Origin of the sequence: Desulfobacter sp. (genome assembly GCA_028768545.1) — a bacterium.
Lineage (GTDB): Bacteria > Desulfobacterota > Desulfobacteria > Desulfobacterales > Desulfobacteraceae > Desulfobacter.
Genome location: CP054838.1, coordinates 2,691,892 through 2,712,500, shown reverse-complemented (window position 1 = coordinate 2,712,500; position 20,609 = coordinate 2,691,892). Strand labels below are relative to the sequence as shown.

Genomic DNA, 20,609 nt, shown 5'->3' with positions numbered 1-20,609 from the left:
GCTTTCCAGCTTGTTCAGCTAACAATTAATTTTTTGACTTCCCGCAAGGTCCAAAACCCTTACAAGTATTATCCCGCGACCCCATGCATGCAACGCTTTTGGGCTTGACACATACACGGTTTGGGCTGGTTCCCGTTCGCTCGCCGCTACTAGGGAAATCGTTATTACTTTCTATTCCTGGGGGTACTAAGATGTTTCAGTTCTCCCCGTTGGCTTCCTTACCCTATGTATTCAGATAAGGATGACACAATATTAATCGTGCCGGGTTGCCCCATTCAGAGATCTCCGGATCAAAGGATGTTTAGCTCCTCCCCGAAGCTTTTCGCAGCTTTCCACGTCTTTCTTCTTCACTTGACACCAAGGCATCCACCGTTTGCTCTTAGTAGCTTAGCCACTATTTAATTCCACAAATAAGTTTAAACGCTTTGATGCGAACATATTGTTATCGAAGAATTCATCGAATTCTTCGATAACAACTGCCAGATCCGCCTGATCCAAAGATCAGGTTTCTCTGTTTATATATATCAGTTAATAAAAAATCTTATTAACTGCGCAATTGATATTATCTACTACAACAAATTGTCAAAGAACGTTTGAGACATCCGGCTACTAAATTTCACCGTCTTGATCTCTCAAAGTTGGTCAGTGATTCCGAGAAGAGCTATTTTACTACTAATTTCTTTCCTTAGAAAGGAGGTGATCCAGCCGCTGATTCCTCAACGGCTACCTTGTTACGACTTCACCCCAGTTATCAACCATACCTTAGGCGCCTGCCCCCCCGAAGGGTTAGCCCAGCGACGTCGGGTATAATCAACTCCCATGGTGTGACGGGCGGTGTGTACAAGGCCCGGGAACATATTCACCGCGGCATGCTGATCCGCGATTACTAGCGATTCCAACTTCATGGAGTCGAGTTGCAGACTCCAATCCGGACTGAGATAAACTTTAGGGATTCGCTCACCTTCGCAGGTTCGCTGCCCTCTGTATTTACCATTGTAGCACGTGTGTAGCCCTGGATATAAGGGCCATGAGGACTTGACGTCATCCCCACCTTCCTCCCCGTTAACCGGGGCAGTCTCGCCAGAGTTCCCACCATTATGTGCTGGCAACTGACGATAAGGGTTGCGCTCGTTGCTGGACTTAACCAAACATCTCACGACACGAGCTGACGACAGCCATGCAGCACCTGTCACTGTGTTCCCGAAGGCACTCTCGTATCTCTACAAGATTCACAGGATGTCAAACCCAGGTAAGGTTCTTCGCGTTGCGTCGAATTAAACCACATGCTCCACCGCTTGTGCGGGCCCCCGTCAATTCCTTTGAGTTTTAGTCTTGCGACCGTACTCCCCAGGCGGTTCACTTACTGCGTTAGCTTGGGCACAGCAGATTTTAATATCCGCCACACCGAGTGAACAACGTTTACTGCGTGGACTACCAGGGTATCTAATCCTGTTCGCTACCCACGCCTTCGCGCCTCAGCGTCAGTATCGGTCCAGAGAGCTGCCTTCGCCATCGGTGTTCCTCCTGATATCTACGAATTTCACCTCTACACCAGGAATTCCGCTCTCCTCTCCCGTACTCAAGTCTTGCTGTTTCAAATGCACTTCCAGGGTTGAGCCCCGGGCTTTCACATCTGACCGACAAGACCGCCTACGCGCCCTTTACGCCCAATAATTCCGAATAACGCTTGCGCCCCCCGTGTTACCGCGGCTGCTGGCACGGAGTTAGCCGGCGCTTCCTCCACTGGTACCGTCAATATAAACACCTATTGGATATTTATAATTTCTTCCCAGTTGACAGAGTTTTACGACCCAAAGGCCTTCTTCACTCACGCGGCGTTGCTGCGTCAGGGTTTCCCCCATTGCGCAAAATTCCTCACTGCTGCCTCCCGTAGGAGTCTGGACCGTGTTCCAGTTCCAGTGTGACTGATCATCCTCTCAGACCAGCTAACCATCGCAGTCTTGGTAGGCCATTACCCCACCAACAAACTAATGGTCCGCAGACTCATCTCCAAACGATTGCTTTCAAGAAGAGGCAATCTTTCATAGATCAACTTATGCTGATCAACTTTATCCGGTATTAGCTACCCTTTCGAATAGTTATTCCAGGTTTGAAGGTAGATTATCTACGTGTTACTCACCCGTGCGCCACTCTACTCAGGATTGCAAGCAATCCCTTTCTCGTTCGACTTGCATGTGTTAAGCACGCCGCCAGCGTTCATTCTGAGCCAGGATCAAACTCTCCAGTTATAATCCTTTTACTAAAACTTGCGGTCACAGCTTCCAACGAAGCCGGACCTGCTCTTTTCTTCTTCACTGACCAATTTTCAAAGATCAAACCTGCTCTTTAAAAGTGAATATTCTCACTCGAAAAGAACTCGGCAATACTATAAGAACACTAACCAAATGTCAACAACTTTCTTAACTTTAATTTCATTTTAATATAAGACCTGATGGCAACCGCTCTCCAAACTGAAGATTTTTTTCTTTCATCCCCATTCCGGTTTTTTCTTGAATCAAGATTTGTGTTTTCTTTGCTGCACCACTATCTTTCATCCACTCCATAATCTTGACAATCATCTCTTCGGGCAAATCTCGGGTCCTGTCACCGGTCTTTCTTGCCAAAGATGCCACAAGAGTGTGGACCGGATCGGTTTGTTTCCATTTCTTTTTTATAATCTGCTGGACCCATCTGTTTATTTCTCCTGGCGGAATCACCCTGTCAAGGGATCCATACAACATCTCTCTGGCCCCAAACCTTGACAAGGTCCAGAACAAACGATCCATTTTTTTTCCCGGTTTAATCTGCGGCATAAGGGCTTTTGCCAACACCACCTTATCCTTGACCAGCAACCGCTCCATGTTGGCTGAGGTCATCCACAATTCCACCTGCTCTTGAAGCGGCAATTTTCCTTTGGTATTTTTAATCAGCAAAGAAGAGGTGTCTTGGAAAAATTGTCTTTGCTGGCCCGCATTTAAACCAGCGGCAATCCGGCGCAAAAATATCCACCATTCCACCCTGTTTTGCTGAACCTTATCAAAAGTCAATCCTGCTAAATAGACTTTCCACAATTTTCTTGCCCGTTCCTCATCAAAGGCATCCCCGAATCCAGGTCGCATGCAGAACCCTGCAAGGTTAAGCCATCGTGACTCGTGGGCTGCGGATATACAACGGTTGGGCGCAACCTTGATGAGCTGATCTGCCAGCTGCCTTAAAAAAGACAAAGGCCAGTTGACCTTACGTTGTTCCGTCAAGGTTTCCAGCGTCTTGGCAAGGGTCTGTAACCCATCGGCCATTTCAGATCCCCCGGTGAAGACCTTTTCAATTTGCTTACAGGCTGTTTTGATCAAGGCATCTTCATACACTTCTGTTTCACCGGTTTCCATGCCCTTGCCCGAAGTTCTCAACTGGAACTGAAGTTTCCATTGATGGTCACTAACAGCAGAACGGCAAAACATAGCAAGGCTTCCCATCTCGGTAAATTCAGCCCCCATGGTAATAGGAATCTGTTTTTTATCCCCGTTTTTACCAAATTTAATAATGGTCTGAATGGGTGCCATGGGGGTTAAGGAATCATCAATGGAAATAATATGCCCTGCCATATCACCGGAACGAAAGCTTGAACTGAACACATCAAAACTCACCGGTTGATTGGCCCGGACTTCAAAGGACATATCCGGCAAATCAATCACCGAGCCCTCATCTAACCCTCTTTCCACAAGACAAACAGCCTTTAAATCTTTTTCAGATGGGGTGGATATGCCAAGATAATAGGATCTTGGACTCCCAGAGCCGACCCTGACCCCCATTCCCTGTTTAACAAGCCCATAGTAAGACGCCCCGATACCCACGGCCAGTTCAGGCCGGTCATTTTCCAAAATCATGGGTTTTTTCGGTTCAGAGGTTTTGAACCACCGCCGGATCGCCTCTTTAATACGGGACTGAACAAGAGATGGTTTTAGAGTCCCGCCGTTGAACAGGATGAAATCCGGCATGGGGTCCTCTTTGTTCAATACATTTTTCACCGTGTCCCTGTGTTTTTCAAGAAACCGGACAATGTGTTTGCTTACAGAGGCCTCCTTTTCAAAGGGAAGCCCGAAATCGGCAATCTCTTTTCCCTGCTCAAGTGCTGAAAACTCAATTGTATCCACATCAGGAAAAAACCGCCCCCGTAAGACCGTTTCAATATCTCCCCGGGTCAGATCTGCCGCCAGGGTGCCTGCAATCAGCGCCCTGCCCTCACCCTTTAAAGTGATCCGAACCGAACGTTCGCCATGCTCCAGGGTTTTTTCTTTGGCCTCCCGGCACCTGTGACAAAGGGTTTTCCATTTATCCGAGCTTAATGAAGACTTGGCGTTAAATTTATTTTCCACAATTTTAGCCAGGGCCAGATCAATGTTATCTCCACCCAATATCAAATGGTCCCCGACAGCAACACGCTCAAAACGGGGCGACCCCTCTGTCTCCTTAAGGGTGATCAAACTAAAGTCGGTTGTCCCCCCTCCCACATCACAGACCAGAATCAGATCTTCTTCTCCCACCTGGCTCTGCCAGTCTGATTCATGGAGAATGAGCCAGGAATAAAAAGCCGCCAAAGGCTCCTCCAAAAGGGTGACAGACTCTCCAAGTCCTGCAAGGGCAACCGCTTCCATGGTCATTTCCCTTGCCTCTTCGTTAAATGAAGCCGGCACTGTGAGCACGACAAACTGATTTTCTATAAACTTGTCTTCATCTTTGACAAAATGATTCCAGGCATTGCGGATATGTCCCAGATATTCGGCCGTGGCAATGACCGGAGAAACCTTTTCAACCCCTTCAGATCCCCAGGGCAATATTTTAGCCCTTCGGTCCGCCAAAGGGTTGCACAGCCAGCTTTTGGCCGAGGATACCAGCCTTGAAGGAATCTTGGATCCATGGTCCCTGGCAAAACTGCCGGCGAAAAGGTCTTCTCTTTTTTTCCATGGATGCTTGAGCACCTCCTTTGAAATGTCATATTCTCCAGGAATGTATAAAAAGGAAGGAAGAACCGGAATTTTTGTCAATTCCCCGAGACCTGTCAGCTGGGGAATATTAAAGACTTTGATCACCTTGTCTTTATCTAAAGCCGCCCGGGTCTTGTCCAAGTCATTTTTTAAACCTGCCATGTCCACGTAGGATACAGCAGAATTAGTTGTGCCCAGATCAATGCCTATTACATATTGTTTATCCTGAAAATCCAAAACAACTCCTGTTCGTTTATGACCTCAATAGTATTATTGTATCTCAATTTCAGCAGGTGTCATGATCCCTGGATCCTGAATATCGGATAGCTTGGGCACCTCTTTTTTACCGGCTTTCCACCCCGGATGTTTTATGATCCCTTGAAAAGGCGGATGGCCTGACACGTTCCCGACCAGGTTGATGGCCTCAATATCAAATCCGTCATCAATGGTGATTGAATCACCTTCCTCCCCTTTAACAACCGGTTTGAGATCAATATATTTTTTAATCGCTTTTTTGCAGTCTTCTTGAATGGATCTCACAGCAGCACCAATCTGCCCGTCTTCATAAACACTTAAATCTTCATCAAAAAAATCAAGCAGCCGCCCCTCCCGCTGAAGAACGGATAAAGAATGCAAAAAGAGCCGTCTTTTCCGTTCCTGTTCAATTTTGTGATCGACAAAATCCTTTTTCAAAAGTTTGTTTGATTTCGGCTGATTGGATTTTGCCTCATCACGGTTGAATATATTGGCAATCAAAACCGACAGCACAGCCCAAAAAACAAATCCGAAAATTAGACAAAACAGTATAATCCCCGGTAAAATCCATTGAAAAAAACCGCCTTGGTCCCAAAAAAAGATCAAACCCGAAATCTTATCAACCAGAAACGATTGTCCCTGGTCAGAAGAGTAGGTGGATATCAGCCACTGGTGACCGTAATAAACGCCGGCACCCACGGCTAAAGCGAGCATTACCATACAACTCATAATTATCCAAAACGATTTTTTCCGATATTGTTTATACATTTATAATCGAACCTCATTTTCCTATTATAATAAAGTCTGTTCCATCCATAAAAAAATACCATGTCGGTTTTTTCAACATGGTATTTCATAATAATACAAAATATGGGTATATCAAGTAAAGGTTTGTAATCCGAGGCCAGGGATTATGATCTAAAGGTTTTATATCTATGATTCACCACAGCAAATGCGATCTTTATTTACGTCAAAGGTTTTTTGTCCGACCCCCTTAACCTTCATAATATCTTCAGGCACCACAAAAGGATGTGCACTTCGATATTCAATTATCTTTTCTGCGGTTGCTTCACCGACATATTTTAGTGTAATGAGTTCTTCTTTGCTGGCCGTGTTGATGTTGACTTTGTCATCTGTCGCATATACCGGTGAAATCAGACCGGCCAGCACCAGGAAAAGAACAATAAAAATAGCCCTTGTTTTAATTCTTAGCATAATTTTTCTCCTTCAATTTAAAGGTGTCAAATCCCTGCCCCGAAATAGAAGAATCCTTAAATGAGGGAAAATCAAAAAGAAAAATTTGAAAATGCAAACGAGATTAAAGTTCAGAATGAATCAGATAAAAAATACTAAAATATTTCAGTGATGTCCGGTTAGGTTTTTGCTTGCTCAATAATTTTTTGATCTTTGACAATATTGTCCCTGTTTGAACTATAAGAGCCCTGCTCCTCGCAGCCAAACAGGTCATTTAGAATGGCGGTTCGCAGCTGCCGAACTCTTTTGATCGTGACCTTTTCATTAAACTGTTTTTGGCAATGGATTGCCAGTAACAGGTAAGTGATAAGGCCGCCAAGAATCTGAACCATAAGGCCGTATTCACTGCGGGCAATGAGATGATATACCTTCAGATGTTCTTTCCACCATTTGAAAAAATCCTCAATGGTCCACCGGAGTTTATAAATTGTTGCTATTTGTTCCGCTGTTAAATCATGCCTGTCAGTTGCCACATAGTATTTGACGCCAGCAATTTTATAGCCAACAACCCGAACAGGCCTTTTCGTCTGGTTTTGATTCGGAGTACCAAGTTTAACCAGTGCATCATAAAAAATGTAGCTGTCGGAAGGGGTCTCGTGGTTATCAATAATTGTTCTTGTTGTCCTGGTTTTTATACGGCAGACAAAATGTTTGCCTTGCTCCTGAAGCAGGTCAAATTCTTTATGGGATTGATATCCACGATCCATAACACCTGTTTGCCCCTTGGAAAGTATTTTGGGAACAAAAGTGCGTTCAGCGCCGTTGCCTTCAGTCAAAAAGATTTTGTTTGGGATTCCGTGATTAATGTCAAATCCGCAATGTACTTTGGCTTTTTTACTTCCTTTTCTGTAGTTCGCCCAGTGCATTGAAAGGACTGCATTTATGAGACTACCGTCAATGGAAACCAACTCTCCTAACTCGGCGTGTTCACCCGGATGACACTCAAGAGCCTGTTTATAAAGATCCTCAAAGATAAATTGCAGTTGTTCGAGTCCCCTGTGATTGATGGCTTCACAGAAACTACTACGGCTGATACCACCGTCTGGCGCAATATTTTCTTTAGCAAAAACATTCTCCTTGAGATCCTGAATTAAATGTCGGGCAGACTTGTGCTCCTGAAGATGGAAATAAACCAAAGCATTTATCTGGTCTTCGAATGTCATTTTTAAAGGGCGGTCTCCTCGAGATTGTAATTCCGGTGCTTTTGAAAGTGACTTTATCAGAGGGCACCTGAAATTGTCAAAGTTCAGGGACCGTAGTTGTTTTTTAGGGACTGAGATGTGCGTCATTTGAGCTCCTTGAGTTAAATTTTCAAGGCGCACAAAAATTTTTACGCACATTTGTCAACACAAAACCGACTGTTTTTTCAATGATTTTAGATGCTTTTTATATGCAACAACCTAACCGGACACTACTGAAAATATTTGCACAAAACAGTCAATTGAAAAAACATATTATTTTATTTATTATTTATGATTAGGGATATGTGCAGGCCCTATTATAATATTTTCAACGGCCTTTGCTGAAGCTAAGAGGATTCGATCCTGAATGTTAATTTATTTTTCCTGCTCCAAGTGCAGACTCGATTGAACTGTTTTTTTGTTGACCAGCCCTGTGAAAAGCAAGCGCTACCAGCACAATATTAACAAACACGACAGCAGCTAAAACTCCTTTTAACTGCCAAAACCCAGCACCAATGACATAACTTGCCGTTGCAACAAGTGCCAGAGTTCCCCACAGCTTTGCCAAGTCTTGGGTACGCATCTCACAACTCAACTTGAGCAATAATTGCTGTCCTGTGGCAAAGCAGCCCCCGGCAAACACCAGCCACGGGAATAACCAGCTATAGGAACGAAATGCCTCTCCTAAAAGAAAATATCCGATCGTGGAATGGAAAAAAAAGAAAAACATTGATAAACCCAAGGATAAAATAAGAATGCCTGCGGAAAGATACTGATTCACCAAAAATATTTTTTTATTGGCCTCGCTACTTTTACCTGCTCCAACGATCTGATAGATAATTGGCTCTGTCAATATGATAAAAAAATTACTCAAAAAAATCATTGGGGCAAATGCCAATTGATAAACAGCTGCATATCCCCCCACCTCGAAAAGACTCCCAAAATACTGCAACGACCAACGTTCGGTCATTATGACAACCCATACACAGAGATTGCTGATAATCAGGGGACGCTGAAAACGGGTGAGTCTCCTAATATCTGTGATGCTGGATTGGTCCTGGTCCAATTGAGGTTTACCGCTGGATTTTACTACCAATTCTTTCAAGAAAAAAAAATGAACTGCCATCGTCACCAGTCCGCTTAAAACAAATCCTGCCAAAGCCATCTCAGCCGACGGTTTACTCAGCCAAAGGATTAAGCAGACGGCCATAAAAAACCGTCCTATTTCAAAAACGCTCTGGGTTACGGTCCGGTAATGCCTTTGGCGTGAAGCATCCTCCACCCCGAGGGCCACGCGGTTCAAAAAAATCAGAACTGCAAATAAAGCAGCGCCCAGCATGACCCAACACCCCGGGAGTCGGTCAATCCAAATGCTGGCAATCGCCATCCCCCCCCCACACAGAGGATCCCTCCTGCCCCCCAGGCCAAAGCGCGTTTAAGATAAGAAAAAAAAAGACCGGACTTGCCTTCCTCCACATATATCAGATAAAACCGAGTTGCCGTCTGGCCGAGGGGGGTCCCGCAACTGTATGTTGCCAGAGTGGCAACGCTAACAACCAGGGCAAGCTTTCCATATTCTGTCGTTGACAATAGGGAGGTGAGAATACGGGTCCCGCCAAAAATAGCAATGACCGAAGAGAAGATACCAAACCCAGAGGACTTCTCCTGAAATATTTGCCAGGGAGGGGTGCCGGCCCAGGCGCTTAAAAAAACTCACCCTATCGGACCGCCCTGGCCATAACCTTTTTAACCTGGTCAATGACAAACTGAATCATGGTTTCATCCAAGGTCGGATGAACCATAAACATCATTGAGGTTTCGCCCAACTGTTTTGCCACAGGCAGCCTGTCATTCCTTGATCCAAAGATTCTATGGGGATAATTTTTAAAGACCATTTCAGGTTCATCCGATTAATGCGTACCTTTTATTGTGAAGGTCCAAAAGTTTCAACCTGAAAAACTCCGAATCCCTGTATCCATAAGCTTTCCGTTTCATGGTTTTTATCTTGTTATTTGTCCCTTCTAAAGGACCTGTAGATATCCTGTAATCATAGTATGAAAGGATTCTTTGCCTGTGCACAGCCAAGGTCTTGGCAAATTTCATCAACATTGGAATTTTGGAAATATTGGCCAGATTGATCCAATTGCTGACTATCTTTTCAGCTGTTTCTTTTTTCTTTTGATTCCATATTTGCCTGAGTTCCTCTTTCATGTAGTAGACTACCAATAGCGGCTGATTTATTTTCAATGCTTCTTCTAACCGTTGGGCCTCCTTCTTGTCATCACTGAGGTTTTCGGGATTTTTTAACAAAAGCCACCGGACTCCCTTCAGAAGTTTTTGTTGCCCGGTATTGGCAAGAAGGTTGTAGAGCTTTCGCCTGAAATCCGACAGTTTCTCATTGAACAATTTAACAACATGAAATCTGTCAAAGACAATTGCTGAACCAGAAAGATTTTCAATAACAGCACTCAAGTATGCCGGGGACATATCGATGCTGACGGCTTTGATTTTTGCTTTCGATATTTTCACTTTTGTCCAAAAAGATTTCAAAGCTTCACCACCTTTTCCTTCTCCCACGTGCAGAATTCTACCGGATTCCAGATCCATCACGATGGTCAAGTATTTATGCCCTTTCCCTATGGAAATTTCATCTATGGCAATCTGCCGGACTTTCTCAAGGGGGATATTTCGATAACGCCTCAGCAGGTCTTCTTTCTGGATCTGCTTTATCGTATCCCAGCTGATCCTTAAATGGATGGCAATATCTTTGATTGTCATGAACTGAGACAACTCCAAGACATACCGTTCAAAAGCCCGGGTATAGCTTTTCCCCTCCTGGGCAAAGGATAGTTTGATTTGCCGGACAAATTGACAGAACGAACACCAAATTCTCTGGATAGCCGTCCTGAGAATCACGGGTTTTGAACCTACCGGTATTGTTCTGAGATCTCTTGTCACAATCCCTTTCCTGGTGACGGACCTGGAATTACATTCCGGGCATTTTACCGCCTCCGGTTTTGGTATGAGTTCAAAAGTGATTATTCCACCGATGAAACGCGTTGTTTTATAAAAGTAGTCACGAAGGCCAAAGGCATGGTATATGAAGCTTGTGGACATTAATTCATTCTCCGATTTTGTGCGAATAACACAAAAAAATTAGAACATGATCATGTTCACACCATCATTTCAAGCATAAAAATCCTTACTGTGTTATTGCCTTCCCAGTGATGTTTCTCAGTCCAGGTACGCGATTTTCTGATGAACCCCATTTCAGGGCAAATTCCTCCATTGCAGGGAAGACCATTTCCCCTCAAAGCATCGAGAACCCGATAGGTGTCCCAATCAGATTTAAGCGCTTCCAGATTGATGAACACATAATATTTATCAGTAGTGTCCGGTTAGGTTGTTGCATATAAAAAGCATCTAAAATCATTGAAAAAACAGTCGGTTTTGTGTTGACAAATGTGCGTAAAAATTTTTGTGCGCCTTGAAAACTTAACTCAAGGAGCTCAAATGACGCACATCTCAGTCCCTAAAAAACAACTACGGTCCCTGAACTTTGACAATTTCAGGTGCCCTCTGATAAAGTCACTTTCAAAAGCACCGGAATTACAATCTCGAGGAGACCGCCCTTTAAAAATGACATTCGAAGACCAGATAAATGCTTTGGTTTATTTCCATCTTCAGGAGCACAAGTCTGCCCGACATTTAATTCAGGATCTCAAGGAGAATGTTTTTGCTAAAGAAAATATTGCGCCAGACGGTGGTATCAGCCGTAGTAGTTTCTGTGAAGCCATCAATCACAGGGGACTCGAACAACTGCAATTTATCTTTGAGGATCTTTATAAACAGGCTCTTGAGTGTCATCCGGGTGAACACGCCGAGTTAGGAGAGTTGGTTTCCATTGACGGTAGTCTCATAAATGCAGTCCTTTCAATGCACTGGGCGAACTACAGAAAAGGAAGTAAAAAAGCCAAAGTACATTGCGGATTTGACATTAATCACGGAATCCCAAACAAAATCTTTTTGACTGAAGGCAACGGCGCTGAACGCACTTTTGTTCCCAAAATACTTTCCAAGGGGCAAACAGGTGTTATGGATCGTGGATATCAATCCCATAAAGAATTTGACCTGCTTCAGGAGCAAGGCAAACATTTTGTCTGCCGTATAAAAACCAGGACAACAAGAACAATTATTGATAACCACGAGACCCCTTCCGACAGCTACATTTTTTATGATGCACTGGTTAAACTTGGTACTCCGAATCAAAACCAGACGAAAAGGCCTGTTCGGGTTGTTGGCTATAAAATTGCTGGCGTCAAATACTATGTGGCAACTGACAGGCATGATTTAACAGCGGAACAAATAGCAACAATTTATAAACTCCGGTGGACCATTGAGGATTTTTTCAAATGGTGGAAAGAACATCTGAAGGTATATCATCTCATTGCCCGCAGTGAATACGGCCTTATGGTTCAGATTCTTGGCGGCCTTATCACTTACCTGTTACTGGCAATCCATTGCCAAAAACAGTTTAATGAAAAGGTCACGATCAAAAGAGTTCGGCAGCTGCGAACCGCCATTCTAAATGACCTGTTTGGCTGCGAGGAGCAGGGCTCTCATAGTTCAAACAGGGACAATATTGTCAAAGATCAAAAAATTATTGAGCAAGCAAAAACCTAACCGGACATCACTGATTATTTATAGTATGAATGAAAAATGTTCTCATTGGGTATCGTTGTCCTGAGCCCGGAAATATTTAAAAAGGCCTCGTTAAACATGCCTGCAAACGATTGTCTTTTTCCAACCCAGGCATCCAGCTTTTTGAGGACCACCCGGCCCATGGCCGCCTGAATTTCCGTCATCCGGCAATTGGTACCCAAGCTGCTGGCAAGCCATTTAAATCTTGATGCAGGTTTACTGGTATTGGATTCCTGATATCCTTTTCCATGGTCTTTATAGCTCCACACCCGCTCCCAGAGCTCTTTGTTGTTTGTGACCAGCAGCCCCCCTTCTCCGCCAGTTGTCATGATCTTATCCTGGCAGAAGGAAAAAACAGCACAGTCCCCGAAGCTGCCCGCTTTTTTGCCCTTGTAAGAAGCGCCATGGGCCTGGGCACAATCCTCTATGAGAAAAAGGTTATGATCAGCGCACAAATTCTTTATCTTACCTAATTCACAAGGCCAGCCGGCCAGATTCACCGCAATCACTGCCTTTGTCTTTGGGGTGACGGCAGAAACGATGGTATCCGCAGTGATATTCTGGCTGACCGGATCCACATCCACAAACACCGGCACACCGCCTTGGAGGGCCACACAGCTTGCAGAGGCAATAAAAGATCGGGGCGTTACGATCACTTCATCCCCCTTGCCTATGCCCAACCCTTTCAGGGCCAAATCCAATGCAAGGCTGCCGTTTGCAAGGGCAACCCCATATTCCACCCCGATATACCCTGAAAACTCTGTTTCAAAGGTTGTCACCTCTGTTCCGGTCCACTGATTTACCTTGCCGGATTTCAACACATTGACTGCCGCCTGAATTTCATCATCTTCAAAATATGGCCATGGAGCAAATTTCATTTTATTTCTCCACCTTTTTTATTATTTTAACAGGCACCCCACAGGCCACCACATTGTCCGGGACATCCTTATTAATAAAGCTATGTGCGCCCACCACAGAATTTTTTCCTATGGTAACCCCCGGCATAATTGTGCTGTGACTACCGATACAACAGTTTTTATTTAAAATGACCTTTCCTTTTTTATCATCAATGGTTGAAATTGAATAAATGGCACAATGAGAGCCGATCTGAACATTATCTCCAATTTCAACCCCGTATCTTGCATTGATATATGAAAAAGCACCAATATCTGTTTTAAATCCAAGCGTCAGGCCTTTAACATGCTGAACCACCCAATTATAAATGGTTGGTTTCCCGTCAACTATTTCCGGGAATGTCCAATCTAAAAATCTATTTTCCATGGTCTGTATTCCCCATAAACTCTTCTGCGGTCACCTGCCCTTCCTGGCTGATCCCTTGGGGTTTTAATACACGGGCCATGGTCAGGAACAAAATTTTTAAATCAAGCAAAAAATGATGATGATCAACATACCAGGTATCCAGTTTGAATTTTTCAGGCCATGACAGCAGATTCCGCCCATTGACCTGGGCCCAGCCTGTGATGCCTGGTTTGACGTCATGGCGTCTTGCCTGCTCAGGTGAATACCGATCCAGATACTGCATCAGCAATGGCCGTGGCCCCACAAGACTCATGTCTCCTGTGAGCACATTCATAAGCTCAGGCAGCTCATCAAGACTCGATTGCCTGAGCTTTGCACCAAACCGAGTCATTCTTTTCTCGTCCGGCAGTAATTGACCATTGGAATCCATATCCTGGGTTAAGGTTCTAAATTTATACATGACAAAAGGTCTGCCTTTCAGACCGGGCCGCATCTGTTTAAAAAACACAGGAGTGCCCAGCTTATGCCTTACCAATACAGCAATCAGGCAAAGCAAAGGAAACAACGGTTCTGTTGCAAAAAATTATTAATGTCTGATACAAGTCCGTTTTGGCACTAATTTGTTTGCAGAGAGATAGTATGAAAAATGAAAACCCTTTCAAGTGGCGTCATTATGAAAAAGAAATCATCCTGTTGAATGTTCGCTGGTATCTGAGATATCAACTGAGTTACAGGAATCTGGAAGAGATGATGCAAGAACGGGGCTTGTCTGTGGATCACAGTACCATTTACCGATGGGTTCAGCGCTATGCTCCTGAAATGGAAAAGCGAAGCAGGAAGTATCTGCGGCAATCAAATGATTCTTACCGTATTGATGAAACATATATCAAGGTGCGGGGGAAAATGAAGTATCTTTACCGAGCGGTCGATTCCCGTGGAAATACCATCGATTTTCTTCTTCGCAGCAGACGTAATATGGAATCTGCCAAACGATTTTTTAAAAAGATGCTGCGAGCTTCCAATAGCTCCAGACCTCGGGTTCTGAGTGTTGACGGAAATCCTGCATATCCTCCGGCTGTAAAGGCTTTGAAAGAAAAAAAGCTTCTGAATAAGGACTGTATCCTAAGACAGAATAAATATCTGAACAATATTATTGAGCAAGACCACCGGTTTATCAAAAAGCTTGTCAGAGCTGGTATGGGGTTCAAGACATTTCATTCTGCCTGGCGGACGCTAAAAGGCTATGAAATTATGAACATGATCAGAAAAGGACAAGTTAAAAATATCAGGAAGGGAGAAATTTTAAAGCAGAAAGAATTCGTCGAAAATCTGTTTTCTTATGCTGCGTAAATTTTACGCCTGAACGATCTCTTTGTCCTGGAAATATTTTTTGCAACAGAACCTAAAATCAGGTGATCTTTTTCAAATCACTCAATAATTCAGGGTCATCACACAACTGGGAATCCATCTTGCTCACCTGTTCGGACAGTTTTTTTATCTCTTTTTTAATCTGCTCGTATTCTTTGAGCTTAAGCTGCAAAAAATTAACGGTCAGATGGGCAAGATCCTTAAGTCCAGAGGGTGTGATCTGATACAAGTATCCAGGTTTATTTGAATTATTTTTAAATCGCTCAATCCGTATCAGCCCTTTTTGAGCAAGGGCGGAAACGCAAAAATTGAGTCGACCCAAACTGATACCCATGAGCTGATTCATTTCCCTCTGGGTGAGTTTAGGTTCGTCTTTTAAAAGCGTGAGCAATTTAAATCTGATTTCATCGTCTAACGGAGCGTTCATGGATTGAACTTATAGGACAAACAGGGGTTAAGGTCAAGGATTTTCAGATAATAAACACCGAAATTGAGTCATTAAATTCCGTTTACAAATCAATTCGCATCAAGCAGGCATCATATTAAAACAATTACAGGATGTTGCGAAAAACAACACCCTGTAATGGCAAAAATTTAATTTATAAAGCTATCCGCTAAAGACCACGGTGAGCTGGGCACGCCGCTGAAAGGATTTATTTTGGGAAGGCTCTTTTGCAGCAAAGCGGTATTCGCCTGTGGTGCCGATTTTAAAAATATCGGGTTTCAGGCCGTATTTGACCATTTCATGAACAAGGTTTGCCGCCCGTGATGCACCCAGTTCAAGGTTGGAGGGATATTTTGGGGTGTGAATAGGGTCAGGATCTGCAAATCCGTTCACATAGATTTTTACATCATAGGATTTAAGAAAATAGGCCAGTTTTTTTAAAAAGGATTGATACTCTTTGGCCAGGACTGCACTACCCGATGAAAAAAGGATGGGCAGGGTATTGTTGATCTTGGCACAGCCGCCGTCGGCATTTAAAACTTCAACCCAGTCTTCAAGCCCTGCTTTTTTGACGGCAAGCTCAATATCAGAGATTTTACCCTGGGTCATTGAGGCATCCGGTACTTTGGTGGTTGCCGCGGCAATGGGATTGACCTTGATATTGGATATTTTTTTAGGGGCCATCTTCTCGGCCTTTGCCGCATATGCTTTTTCATACCCAAGCACAAGGGTTTCCAGTCGGTTTTTCTGTTTGCCCAGCTGGACTGCTTTTTTTTCTTTTAAGGCGACTGAATGCTTGAGCTGAGCGGGTATTTTTCTTCCAGAATCTGATATCCGATTGATCTTAAGAACCAGCCAGTCCAGATCTTTTTCAACATCCTGGATCTGCTTGTTGATCACCTTTGCCTGAATCCGGTACTCATCTATGACAGCCTTAAGCTCGGCCATGGAATAGGCCTCTATGTTCAAGCCTTTTTTTTCATAAAACCCATGGGCATTTCCAGAAAAAAGAACAATGCAGAACAACACCTGAAACATGACACACACGATTTTGGCCCTAAATTTTGCAATTAGCGGCAACGCATCCATGGTATCTCCCCCTATGATACGACAGTCGGCCACCCAGGCCGGCCTTGAATTAATGATGATGGTATTAAATCAAAAGTATATATGAAGATTACCCGCCCGTAACGTTGCTTGTAGAGGCAGCCACAGGTTTGACATTTTCCCCGATGCCCACAGGCCACCAGACCATGCCCTCTTTGGAGAAATTGATCCTCAGCCGAAGCCTTGCATTGGTGATCCCGTATTCACCCTGGGTGATCTCCATAACTTCGGTTCCCCTGAGCCAGGACTGGGTATGGACCTGGATGGCATCATGGTTGACAGTGCCCCTGCCCGCCTTCATAAAGGCATCCACATAAACGCCGCGGACCTTTTCCACCAGCTGCCGGTATACGTCGGCCACAGCAGCCCTTTCTGCCATGAGCACGGCTTCCCCTTTTGTAAGGGCGTTTTCAGGCTCCAACCCCTTGCCTGCGACATAAAAGGTAACAATTTTATGGTTGTCTGCACTGCCGCCGGCAGGATCAAGCACACTGCCGGGCGCACTGGAAACAGACTGACTGCCAGTGTTGCAACCGTAAAAGAATAAAACCAAAAGACCGACTGACAATACCAAAAGTTTTTTCATTTTCCCTTCCTTGTCGTTTACAGGTTAGACAAATCTTGAACCTGTTTCTTTAGCATTGATTCAAAACCTTTATTCATGTTAAAAACGAATCGTCATGAAACCGCATAAACTTTAGCGGCTGACTGGTTTAACAGCCATTTTATTTTAGATAAAAAAATTAAACCCAATTTTAAACCCATACAATATAAGACTTATACAATATCTATGCCTTGGCTTTTAAAAATTTTCATTCTATACCCCATCCTTTGCAGCCTTCTGGGGGTTACAACGCCAAACCCTTTATGGGCCAAGGGCTTTGCCGGAATCAAAACCTATTATATCCGGCTTGACATAAAACACGCCAACCATAAAACAATCAAAAGCCAGCTCACCATGACCCCGGCAGAAACCGGCGCAGACCCGGAAAATTTTTCTATAATTCCCTTGTCCCATGTGGTATCCGCCACACCCCAGGATTCAAACGCCACCCTTGAGGCCAGGGCAAAAAAAATGCATTCATGAACATTCTTAAACAGCACGGGTTAAAATCCGTCACAGCCCATAATCTGGACACCATTCTCAGCTATGAGGGCATGGTCTGCACCCCCATGAACCTACAGATTGGCCCCTATGACAAGAGTCTGAAAGGTCATCCCTATACCGCCCAGGTTCAATTTGCCCCGATTGCATTTCCAGATCAATGGGAATCCTTGAAACAAAAACTTAAGATTAAAAAAATTTTCAATGATTTTATCCTTTTATTCAAATAGGCCTCTTTTTTTTGCCATGCCCCACAAACTGCTTTGTCTTTTATTCTTGACCCTTTCTATTCTTTGTACGGCCATCGATTGCCCGGCAAAAACCTGCGGGGTTATTCTCTCGGATGACCGGGGAAACATCCTTTATGCTGAAAATGAAACCATAAAACTTATCCCCGCCTCGATTACCAAAATTTTAACCAGCCTTACGGCATTAAAAACCCTTGGACCGGATTACCAATTCAAAACATGGGCAAGCCTGAATACAAAGACCAACAATCTGCACATCAAAGGGTTTGGGGATCCGTTGTTTATTTCAGAAAAAATTCAAGTTTTAACCGATAAGATCATCCAGGAGACAAAGATTCAATATGTTCATGATATCATTCTTGACCATGATTATTTTCATCCTGACATCATTATTCCGGGCACGGGCAGCTCGCTGAATCCTTATGATGCCACCACCGGCGCCCTGTGCGCAAATTTTAACACCGTTTTCTTTAAACGGGACAGAACAACCGACCGTTACCTCAGTGCAGAGCCCCAGACGCCCCTGCTGAACATATTCCAAGACCAGATTCGAGCCACCGGGCAGGCCCGGGGCAGGATTTTATTATCCCATGACCAAAGAAAAAAATATCCAGGGCTTTTGATCAAGGCGTTTCTTGAAAAAAAAGGCATTCGTGTCACCGGCGCTGTCAGACTCGGGACCTTTGAGGCCTCGTCCTCGTCCTCGTCCATTCTTGAGTATGAATCTGACTTTACCCTGGACCGAGTCGTTGCAAAACTGCTGCAGTTTTCAAACAATTTTATGGCCAACCAGCTCATGCTGACCATGGGAGCCCACGCATCAGGACCGCCGGCAACCCTTGAAAAAGGAATGGCACAGATCCGACAGTTTGCACGAGAAACACTTGAATTAAAGGATTTTACCCTAAAAGAAGGATCTGGTCTTTCAAGGCAGAACAGATTTTCCGCCCAGCAGATGCTCGTTATTCTCAAAGGGTTTATGCCCTTTTATGATCTCATGCAAAAAGATAAAAATGAATTTTATAAAACAGGGACGCTCTCAGATGTGAGAACCCGGGCAGGGTATTTCCAGGGCAAAGACAAGAGACTTTACCCCTTTGTGATCATGCTCAACCGGACAGATCCCGGATACACAGAGATCAAACAGAAACTAAAAGCCATGGTGGACAACAAGACCTTCTAAAAAACTTCAGGGCCTTGTTTTTTCAATATACGCGTAGGCGCTGTGGTTGTGAATGGATTCAAAATTTTCCGCACTCACGGAAAACCAGGTGATATTTTCATCTTCGATGAGCACCTTGGCCACATCCCTTGCAATATCCTCGACAAACTTGGGGTTGTTATAGGCTTTTTCCGTGACAAATTTTTCATCGGCCCGTTTGAGGACTGAAAATATATCACAGGAGGCAGACAACTCCACGAGATTGACAATGTCTTCGATCCAGATGAACTTATGAAATCTTGTGGACACGTGAACCTCACCGCGCTGGTTATGGGCCCCATAATCTGAAATTTCCTTTGAACAGGGGCAGACCGATGTGACCGGCACGGCCACCTTTAAAACAAGGTCTGCTGTTTTCTCTGAATTTGAGGACCCCACAATGGTGCAATTATAATCCATTAACCCCCTGGACTCTGTGCTGGGGGATTTTTTCTCAACAAAATAAGGAAAAGAAATTTCAATATGGGAAGATTTGGCCCCAAGCGTGGTCTTCATATCCTCAAGAATACTGGCCAAAGACTCTAAAGAGACCTGTTTTCTGAAAACATGGAGCAATTCCACAAACCGGCTCATATGGGTACCCTTGCACTGGTGGGGAAGATCAACATACATGCTGATCTCTGCCACGGTGGACTGGGACCCCCGTGTTTTATCCCTCACGGTAATCGGATACTTGAGCCCCTTGATCCCCACCTTGTCGATGGGAATATTTCTAAAGTCAGGTTGATTCTGGATATCAATCATGATGGCGTCTTTAAAAGATAATCCGAGGCAACATTGCCCATTGCCCTGAATATATTTCCCTTTATATGTTTATTCTGCCGGTACATGCCTTCCAACATCTTACGGATCTCACCCCTTTTGGTCAGATCCGCACTGGGACAGGAATTGACAAACTCAGGCATTTCCTGCATGCGGCAGAGCCTTGTTATATCATCTTTTTCAAGATATGACAGGGGCCTGATGATATCAAGAGATCCCTGAAAAAAAGATTGCTTGGGCTTCATTGTGCCGATTTTGCCAGCATAAAAAATATTAATAAATAAGGTTTCAATCAAATCATCCTTATTATGACCCAGGGCAATTTTCCCGCATTGGTGGGTCCTGGAAAGTTCAAACAAGCATTTGCGCCTCAAATGGCTGCATAAAAAACAGGGATTTTCCCTGTTTTTGTCTGAATGGGCCAGAACGCCGTAATCGGTATATTCAATATGCAACGGCAGGTCAAGGGAATTTACATATCTTTTAAGGTCAGGGGCAAAGCAATCTTTAAACCCAGGGTCAATATGCACGGGAAAAAGTTCAAATTCAACAGGTGCTTTTTTTTTAAGGGAGGCTAAAAGGTGTAATAGTATGAGGCTGTCTTTTCCGCCTGAAACCCCGACCAGAATACGGTCCTGGTCGGCAATCATTTTCCAGTCGTGAACCGCCTTTCCAAAACCGCGGTTCACTTTTTTTTGCAGCCCCCGACCCAAGTTGGT

20 protein-coding genes and 2 rRNA genes (1 of these 22 running past the window's edge) are annotated in these 20,609 nt (G+C 44.1%); 5 read left to right on the top strand and 17 right to left on the bottom strand.

All coding sequences use genetic code 11. The annotated features are described in order from the left end of the window. The 9 genes from HUN05_13110 to HUN05_13070 form a co-directional block, all read right to left on the bottom strand. Positions 1-394 (bottom strand): 23S ribosomal RNA (locus HUN05_13110); it reaches 2,593 nt to the left of the window's first position. Positions 395-687: 293 nt separating this feature from the next. Continuing rightward, positions 688-2,249: ribosomal RNA gene (locus HUN05_13105) — 16S ribosomal RNA — on the bottom strand. The 16S and 23S rRNA genes sit together here, the layout of an rRNA operon. Before the next feature lie 183 nt (positions 2,250-2,432). Further along, complete coding sequence (locus tag HUN05_13100; GenBank protein WDP85958.1) at positions 2,433-5,219, bottom strand: hsp70 family protein; 2,787 nt, start codon at positions 5,217-5,219, stop codon at positions 2,433-2,435. Between the two features lie 33 nt (positions 5,220-5,252). Then, positions 5,253-6,005, bottom strand: a complete 753-nt coding sequence (locus tag HUN05_13095) for a DUF2760 domain-containing protein (GenBank protein WDP85957.1) — start codon at positions 6,003-6,005, stop codon at positions 5,253-5,255. A gap of 165 nt (positions 6,006-6,170) precedes the next feature. Further along, complete coding sequence (locus HUN05_13090) at positions 6,171-6,452, bottom strand: ComEA family DNA-binding protein (protein ID WDP85956.1); 282 nt, start codon at positions 6,450-6,452, stop codon at positions 6,171-6,173. Between the two features lie 158 nt (positions 6,453-6,610). Then, positions 6,611-7,780 carry an IS4 family transposase gene (locus HUN05_13085; GenBank protein ID WDP88053.1) on the bottom strand — a complete coding sequence of 390 codons (1,170 nt, stop codon included), beginning with the start codon at positions 7,778-7,780 and terminating at the stop codon, positions 6,611-6,613. Positions 7,781-8,042: 262 nt separating this feature from the next. Further along, positions 8,043-9,011 (bottom strand): hypothetical protein, encoded by a 969-nt coding sequence (locus HUN05_13080; protein WDP85955.1) that lies wholly within the window; start codon positions 9,009-9,011, stop codon positions 8,043-8,045. A gap of 379 nt (positions 9,012-9,390) precedes the next feature. Then, positions 9,391-9,567 carry a hypothetical protein gene (locus HUN05_13075; GenBank protein WDP85954.1) on the bottom strand — a complete coding sequence of 59 codons (177 nt, stop codon included), beginning with the start codon at positions 9,565-9,567 and terminating at the stop codon, positions 9,391-9,393. Positions 9,568-9,574: 7 nt separating this feature from the next. Continuing rightward, a complete protein-coding gene (locus HUN05_13070) occupies positions 9,575-10,789 on the bottom strand; it encodes an ISL3 family transposase (GenBank protein ID WDP85953.1) in 1,215 nt (404 codons plus the stop codon). A gap of 396 nt (positions 10,790-11,185) precedes the next feature. On the opposite strand from HUN05_13070, the gene HUN05_13065 reads away from it, so the two are divergent. Next, positions 11,186-12,355 carry an IS4 family transposase gene (locus HUN05_13065; protein WDP88052.1) on the top strand — a complete coding sequence of 390 codons (1,170 nt, stop codon included), beginning with the start codon at positions 11,186-11,188 and terminating at the stop codon, positions 12,353-12,355. Positions 12,356-12,369: 14 nt separating this feature from the next. Here the strand turns inward: HUN05_13065 and HUN05_13060 are convergent, their stop codons facing one another. The 3 genes from HUN05_13060 to HUN05_13050 are packed head-to-tail and all read right to left on the bottom strand — an operon-like array spanning position 12,370 to position 14,198. Continuing rightward, positions 12,370-13,251: a DegT/DnrJ/EryC1/StrS aminotransferase family protein gene (locus tag HUN05_13060; protein ID WDP85952.1), complete on the bottom strand. Its 882-nt coding sequence runs from the start codon at positions 13,249-13,251 to the stop codon at positions 12,370-12,372. Position 13,252: 1 nt separating this feature from the next. Next, positions 13,253-13,654 (bottom strand): acyltransferase, encoded by a 402-nt coding sequence (locus HUN05_13055; GenBank protein ID WDP85951.1) that lies wholly within the window; start codon positions 13,652-13,654, stop codon positions 13,253-13,255. Continuing rightward, entirely contained in the window at positions 13,644-14,198 is a 555-nt protein-coding gene (locus HUN05_13050) for a sugar transferase (protein ID WDP85950.1), read from the bottom strand. The genes HUN05_13055 and HUN05_13050 overlap by 11 nt, the downstream gene beginning before the upstream one ends. 74 nt (positions 14,199-14,272) lie before the next feature. On the opposite strand from HUN05_13050, the gene HUN05_13045 reads away from it, so the two are divergent. Continuing rightward, a complete protein-coding gene (locus HUN05_13045; protein ID WDP85949.1) occupies positions 14,273-14,983 on the top strand; it encodes an IS6 family transposase in 711 nt (236 codons plus the stop codon). A gap of 58 nt (positions 14,984-15,041) precedes the next feature. On the opposite strand, the gene HUN05_13040 is transcribed toward HUN05_13045, so the two are convergent. The 3 genes from HUN05_13040 to HUN05_13030 all read right to left on the bottom strand — a co-directional run bounded on the left by HUN05_13040 (position 15,042) and on the right by HUN05_13030 (position 17,139). Beyond that, entirely contained in the window at positions 15,042-15,428 is a 387-nt protein-coding gene (locus HUN05_13040; protein WDP85948.1) for a MarR family EPS-associated transcriptional regulator, read from the bottom strand. Positions 15,429-15,608: 180 nt separating this feature from the next. Then, entirely contained in the window at positions 15,609-16,535 is a 927-nt protein-coding gene (locus HUN05_13035; GenBank protein WDP88051.1) for an OmpA family protein, read from the bottom strand. Between the two features lie 88 nt (positions 16,536-16,623). Then, positions 16,624-17,139, bottom strand: coding sequence for a hypothetical protein (locus HUN05_13030; protein WDP85947.1), 516 nt, complete (start codon positions 17,137-17,139; stop codon positions 16,624-16,626). A 204-nt stretch (positions 17,140-17,343) separates the two neighbouring features. Here HUN05_13030 and HUN05_13025 point away from each other — a divergent pair, with 204 nt between their 5' ends. Genes HUN05_13025 through HUN05_13015 form a run of 3 tightly spaced genes read left to right on the top strand, consistent with a single transcriptional unit; the run spans position 17,344 to position 19,089 of the window. Continuing rightward, entirely contained in the window at positions 17,344-17,640 is a 297-nt protein-coding gene (locus tag HUN05_13025) for a hypothetical protein (protein ID WDP85946.1), read from the top strand. Continuing rightward, positions 17,637-17,888, top strand: coding sequence for a hypothetical protein (locus HUN05_13020; GenBank protein ID WDP85945.1), 252 nt, complete (start codon positions 17,637-17,639; stop codon positions 17,886-17,888). The genes HUN05_13025 and HUN05_13020 overlap by 4 nt, the downstream gene beginning before the upstream one ends. A gap of 16 nt (positions 17,889-17,904) precedes the next feature. After that, complete coding sequence (locus tag HUN05_13015) at positions 17,905-19,089, top strand: D-alanyl-D-alanine carboxypeptidase (GenBank protein WDP85944.1); 1,185 nt, start codon at positions 17,905-17,907, stop codon at positions 19,087-19,089. A gap of 6 nt (positions 19,090-19,095) precedes the next feature. On the opposite strand, the gene HUN05_13010 is transcribed toward HUN05_13015, so the two are convergent. Then, the gene (locus HUN05_13010; GenBank protein WDP85943.1) at positions 19,096-19,872 is read right to left on the bottom strand and encodes a GTP cyclohydrolase I FolE2; all 777 of its coding nucleotides are present in this window, start codon (positions 19,870-19,872) and stop codon (positions 19,096-19,098) included. After that, positions 19,869-20,603, bottom strand: a complete 735-nt coding sequence (locus HUN05_13005) for a tRNA 2-thiocytidine(32) synthetase TtcA (GenBank protein ID WDP85942.1) — start codon at positions 20,601-20,603, stop codon at positions 19,869-19,871. Before HUN05_13005 ends, HUN05_13010 begins: the two co-directional genes overlap by 4 nt. Positions 20,604-20,609: the final 6 nt, after the last annotated feature.

Bases quoted from the DNA above. Each gene is read 5' to 3' on its own strand.
- HUN05_13095 (WDP85957.1), bottom strand. From the start codon at position 6,005: ATGTATAAACAATATCGGAAAAAATCGTTTTGGATAATTATGAGTTGT.
- HUN05_13090 (WDP85956.1), bottom strand. From the start codon at position 6,452: ATGCTAAGAATTAAAACAAGGGCTATTTTTATTGTTCTTTTCCTGGTG.
- HUN05_13085 (WDP88053.1), bottom strand. From the start codon at position 7,780: ATGACGCACATCTCAGTCCCTAAAAAACAACTACGGTCCCTGAACTTT.
- HUN05_13080 (WDP85955.1), bottom strand. From the start codon at position 9,011: ATGCTGGGCGCTGCTTTATTTGCAGTTCTGATTTTTTTGAACCGCGTG.
- HUN05_13075 (WDP85954.1), bottom strand. From the start codon at position 9,567: ATGGTCTTTAAAAATTATCCCCATAGAATCTTTGGATCAAGGAATGAC.
- HUN05_13070 (WDP85953.1), bottom strand. From the start codon at position 10,789: ATGTCCACAAGCTTCATATACCATGCCTTTGGCCTTCGTGACTACTTT.
- HUN05_13065 (WDP88052.1), top strand. From the start codon at position 11,186: ATGACGCACATCTCAGTCCCTAAAAAACAACTACGGTCCCTGAACTTT.
- HUN05_13060 (WDP85952.1), bottom strand. From the start codon at position 13,251: ATGAAATTTGCTCCATGGCCATATTTTGAAGATGATGAAATTCAGGCG.
- HUN05_13055 (WDP85951.1), bottom strand. From the start codon at position 13,654: ATGGAAAATAGATTTTTAGATTGGACATTCCCGGAAATAGTTGACGGG.
- HUN05_13045 (WDP85949.1), top strand. From the start codon at position 14,273: ATGAAAAATGAAAACCCTTTCAAGTGGCGTCATTATGAAAAAGAAATC.
- HUN05_13040 (WDP85948.1), bottom strand. From the start codon at position 15,428: ATGAACGCTCCGTTAGACGATGAAATCAGATTTAAATTGCTCACGCTT.
- HUN05_13035 (WDP88051.1), bottom strand. From the start codon at position 16,535: ATGGATGCGTTGCCGCTAATTGCAAAATTTAGGGCCAAAATCGTGTGT.
- HUN05_13030 (WDP85947.1), bottom strand. From the start codon at position 17,139: ATGAAAAAACTTTTGGTATTGTCAGTCGGTCTTTTGGTTTTATTCTTT.
- HUN05_13025 (WDP85946.1), top strand. From the start codon at position 17,344: ATGCCTTGGCTTTTAAAAATTTTCATTCTATACCCCATCCTTTGCAGC.
- HUN05_13020 (WDP85945.1), top strand. From the start codon at position 17,637: ATGAACATTCTTAAACAGCACGGGTTAAAATCCGTCACAGCCCATAAT.
- HUN05_13015 (WDP85944.1), top strand. From the start codon at position 17,905: ATGCCCCACAAACTGCTTTGTCTTTTATTCTTGACCCTTTCTATTCTT.
- HUN05_13010 (WDP85943.1), bottom strand. From the start codon at position 19,872: ATGATTGATATCCAGAATCAACCTGACTTTAGAAATATTCCCATCGAC.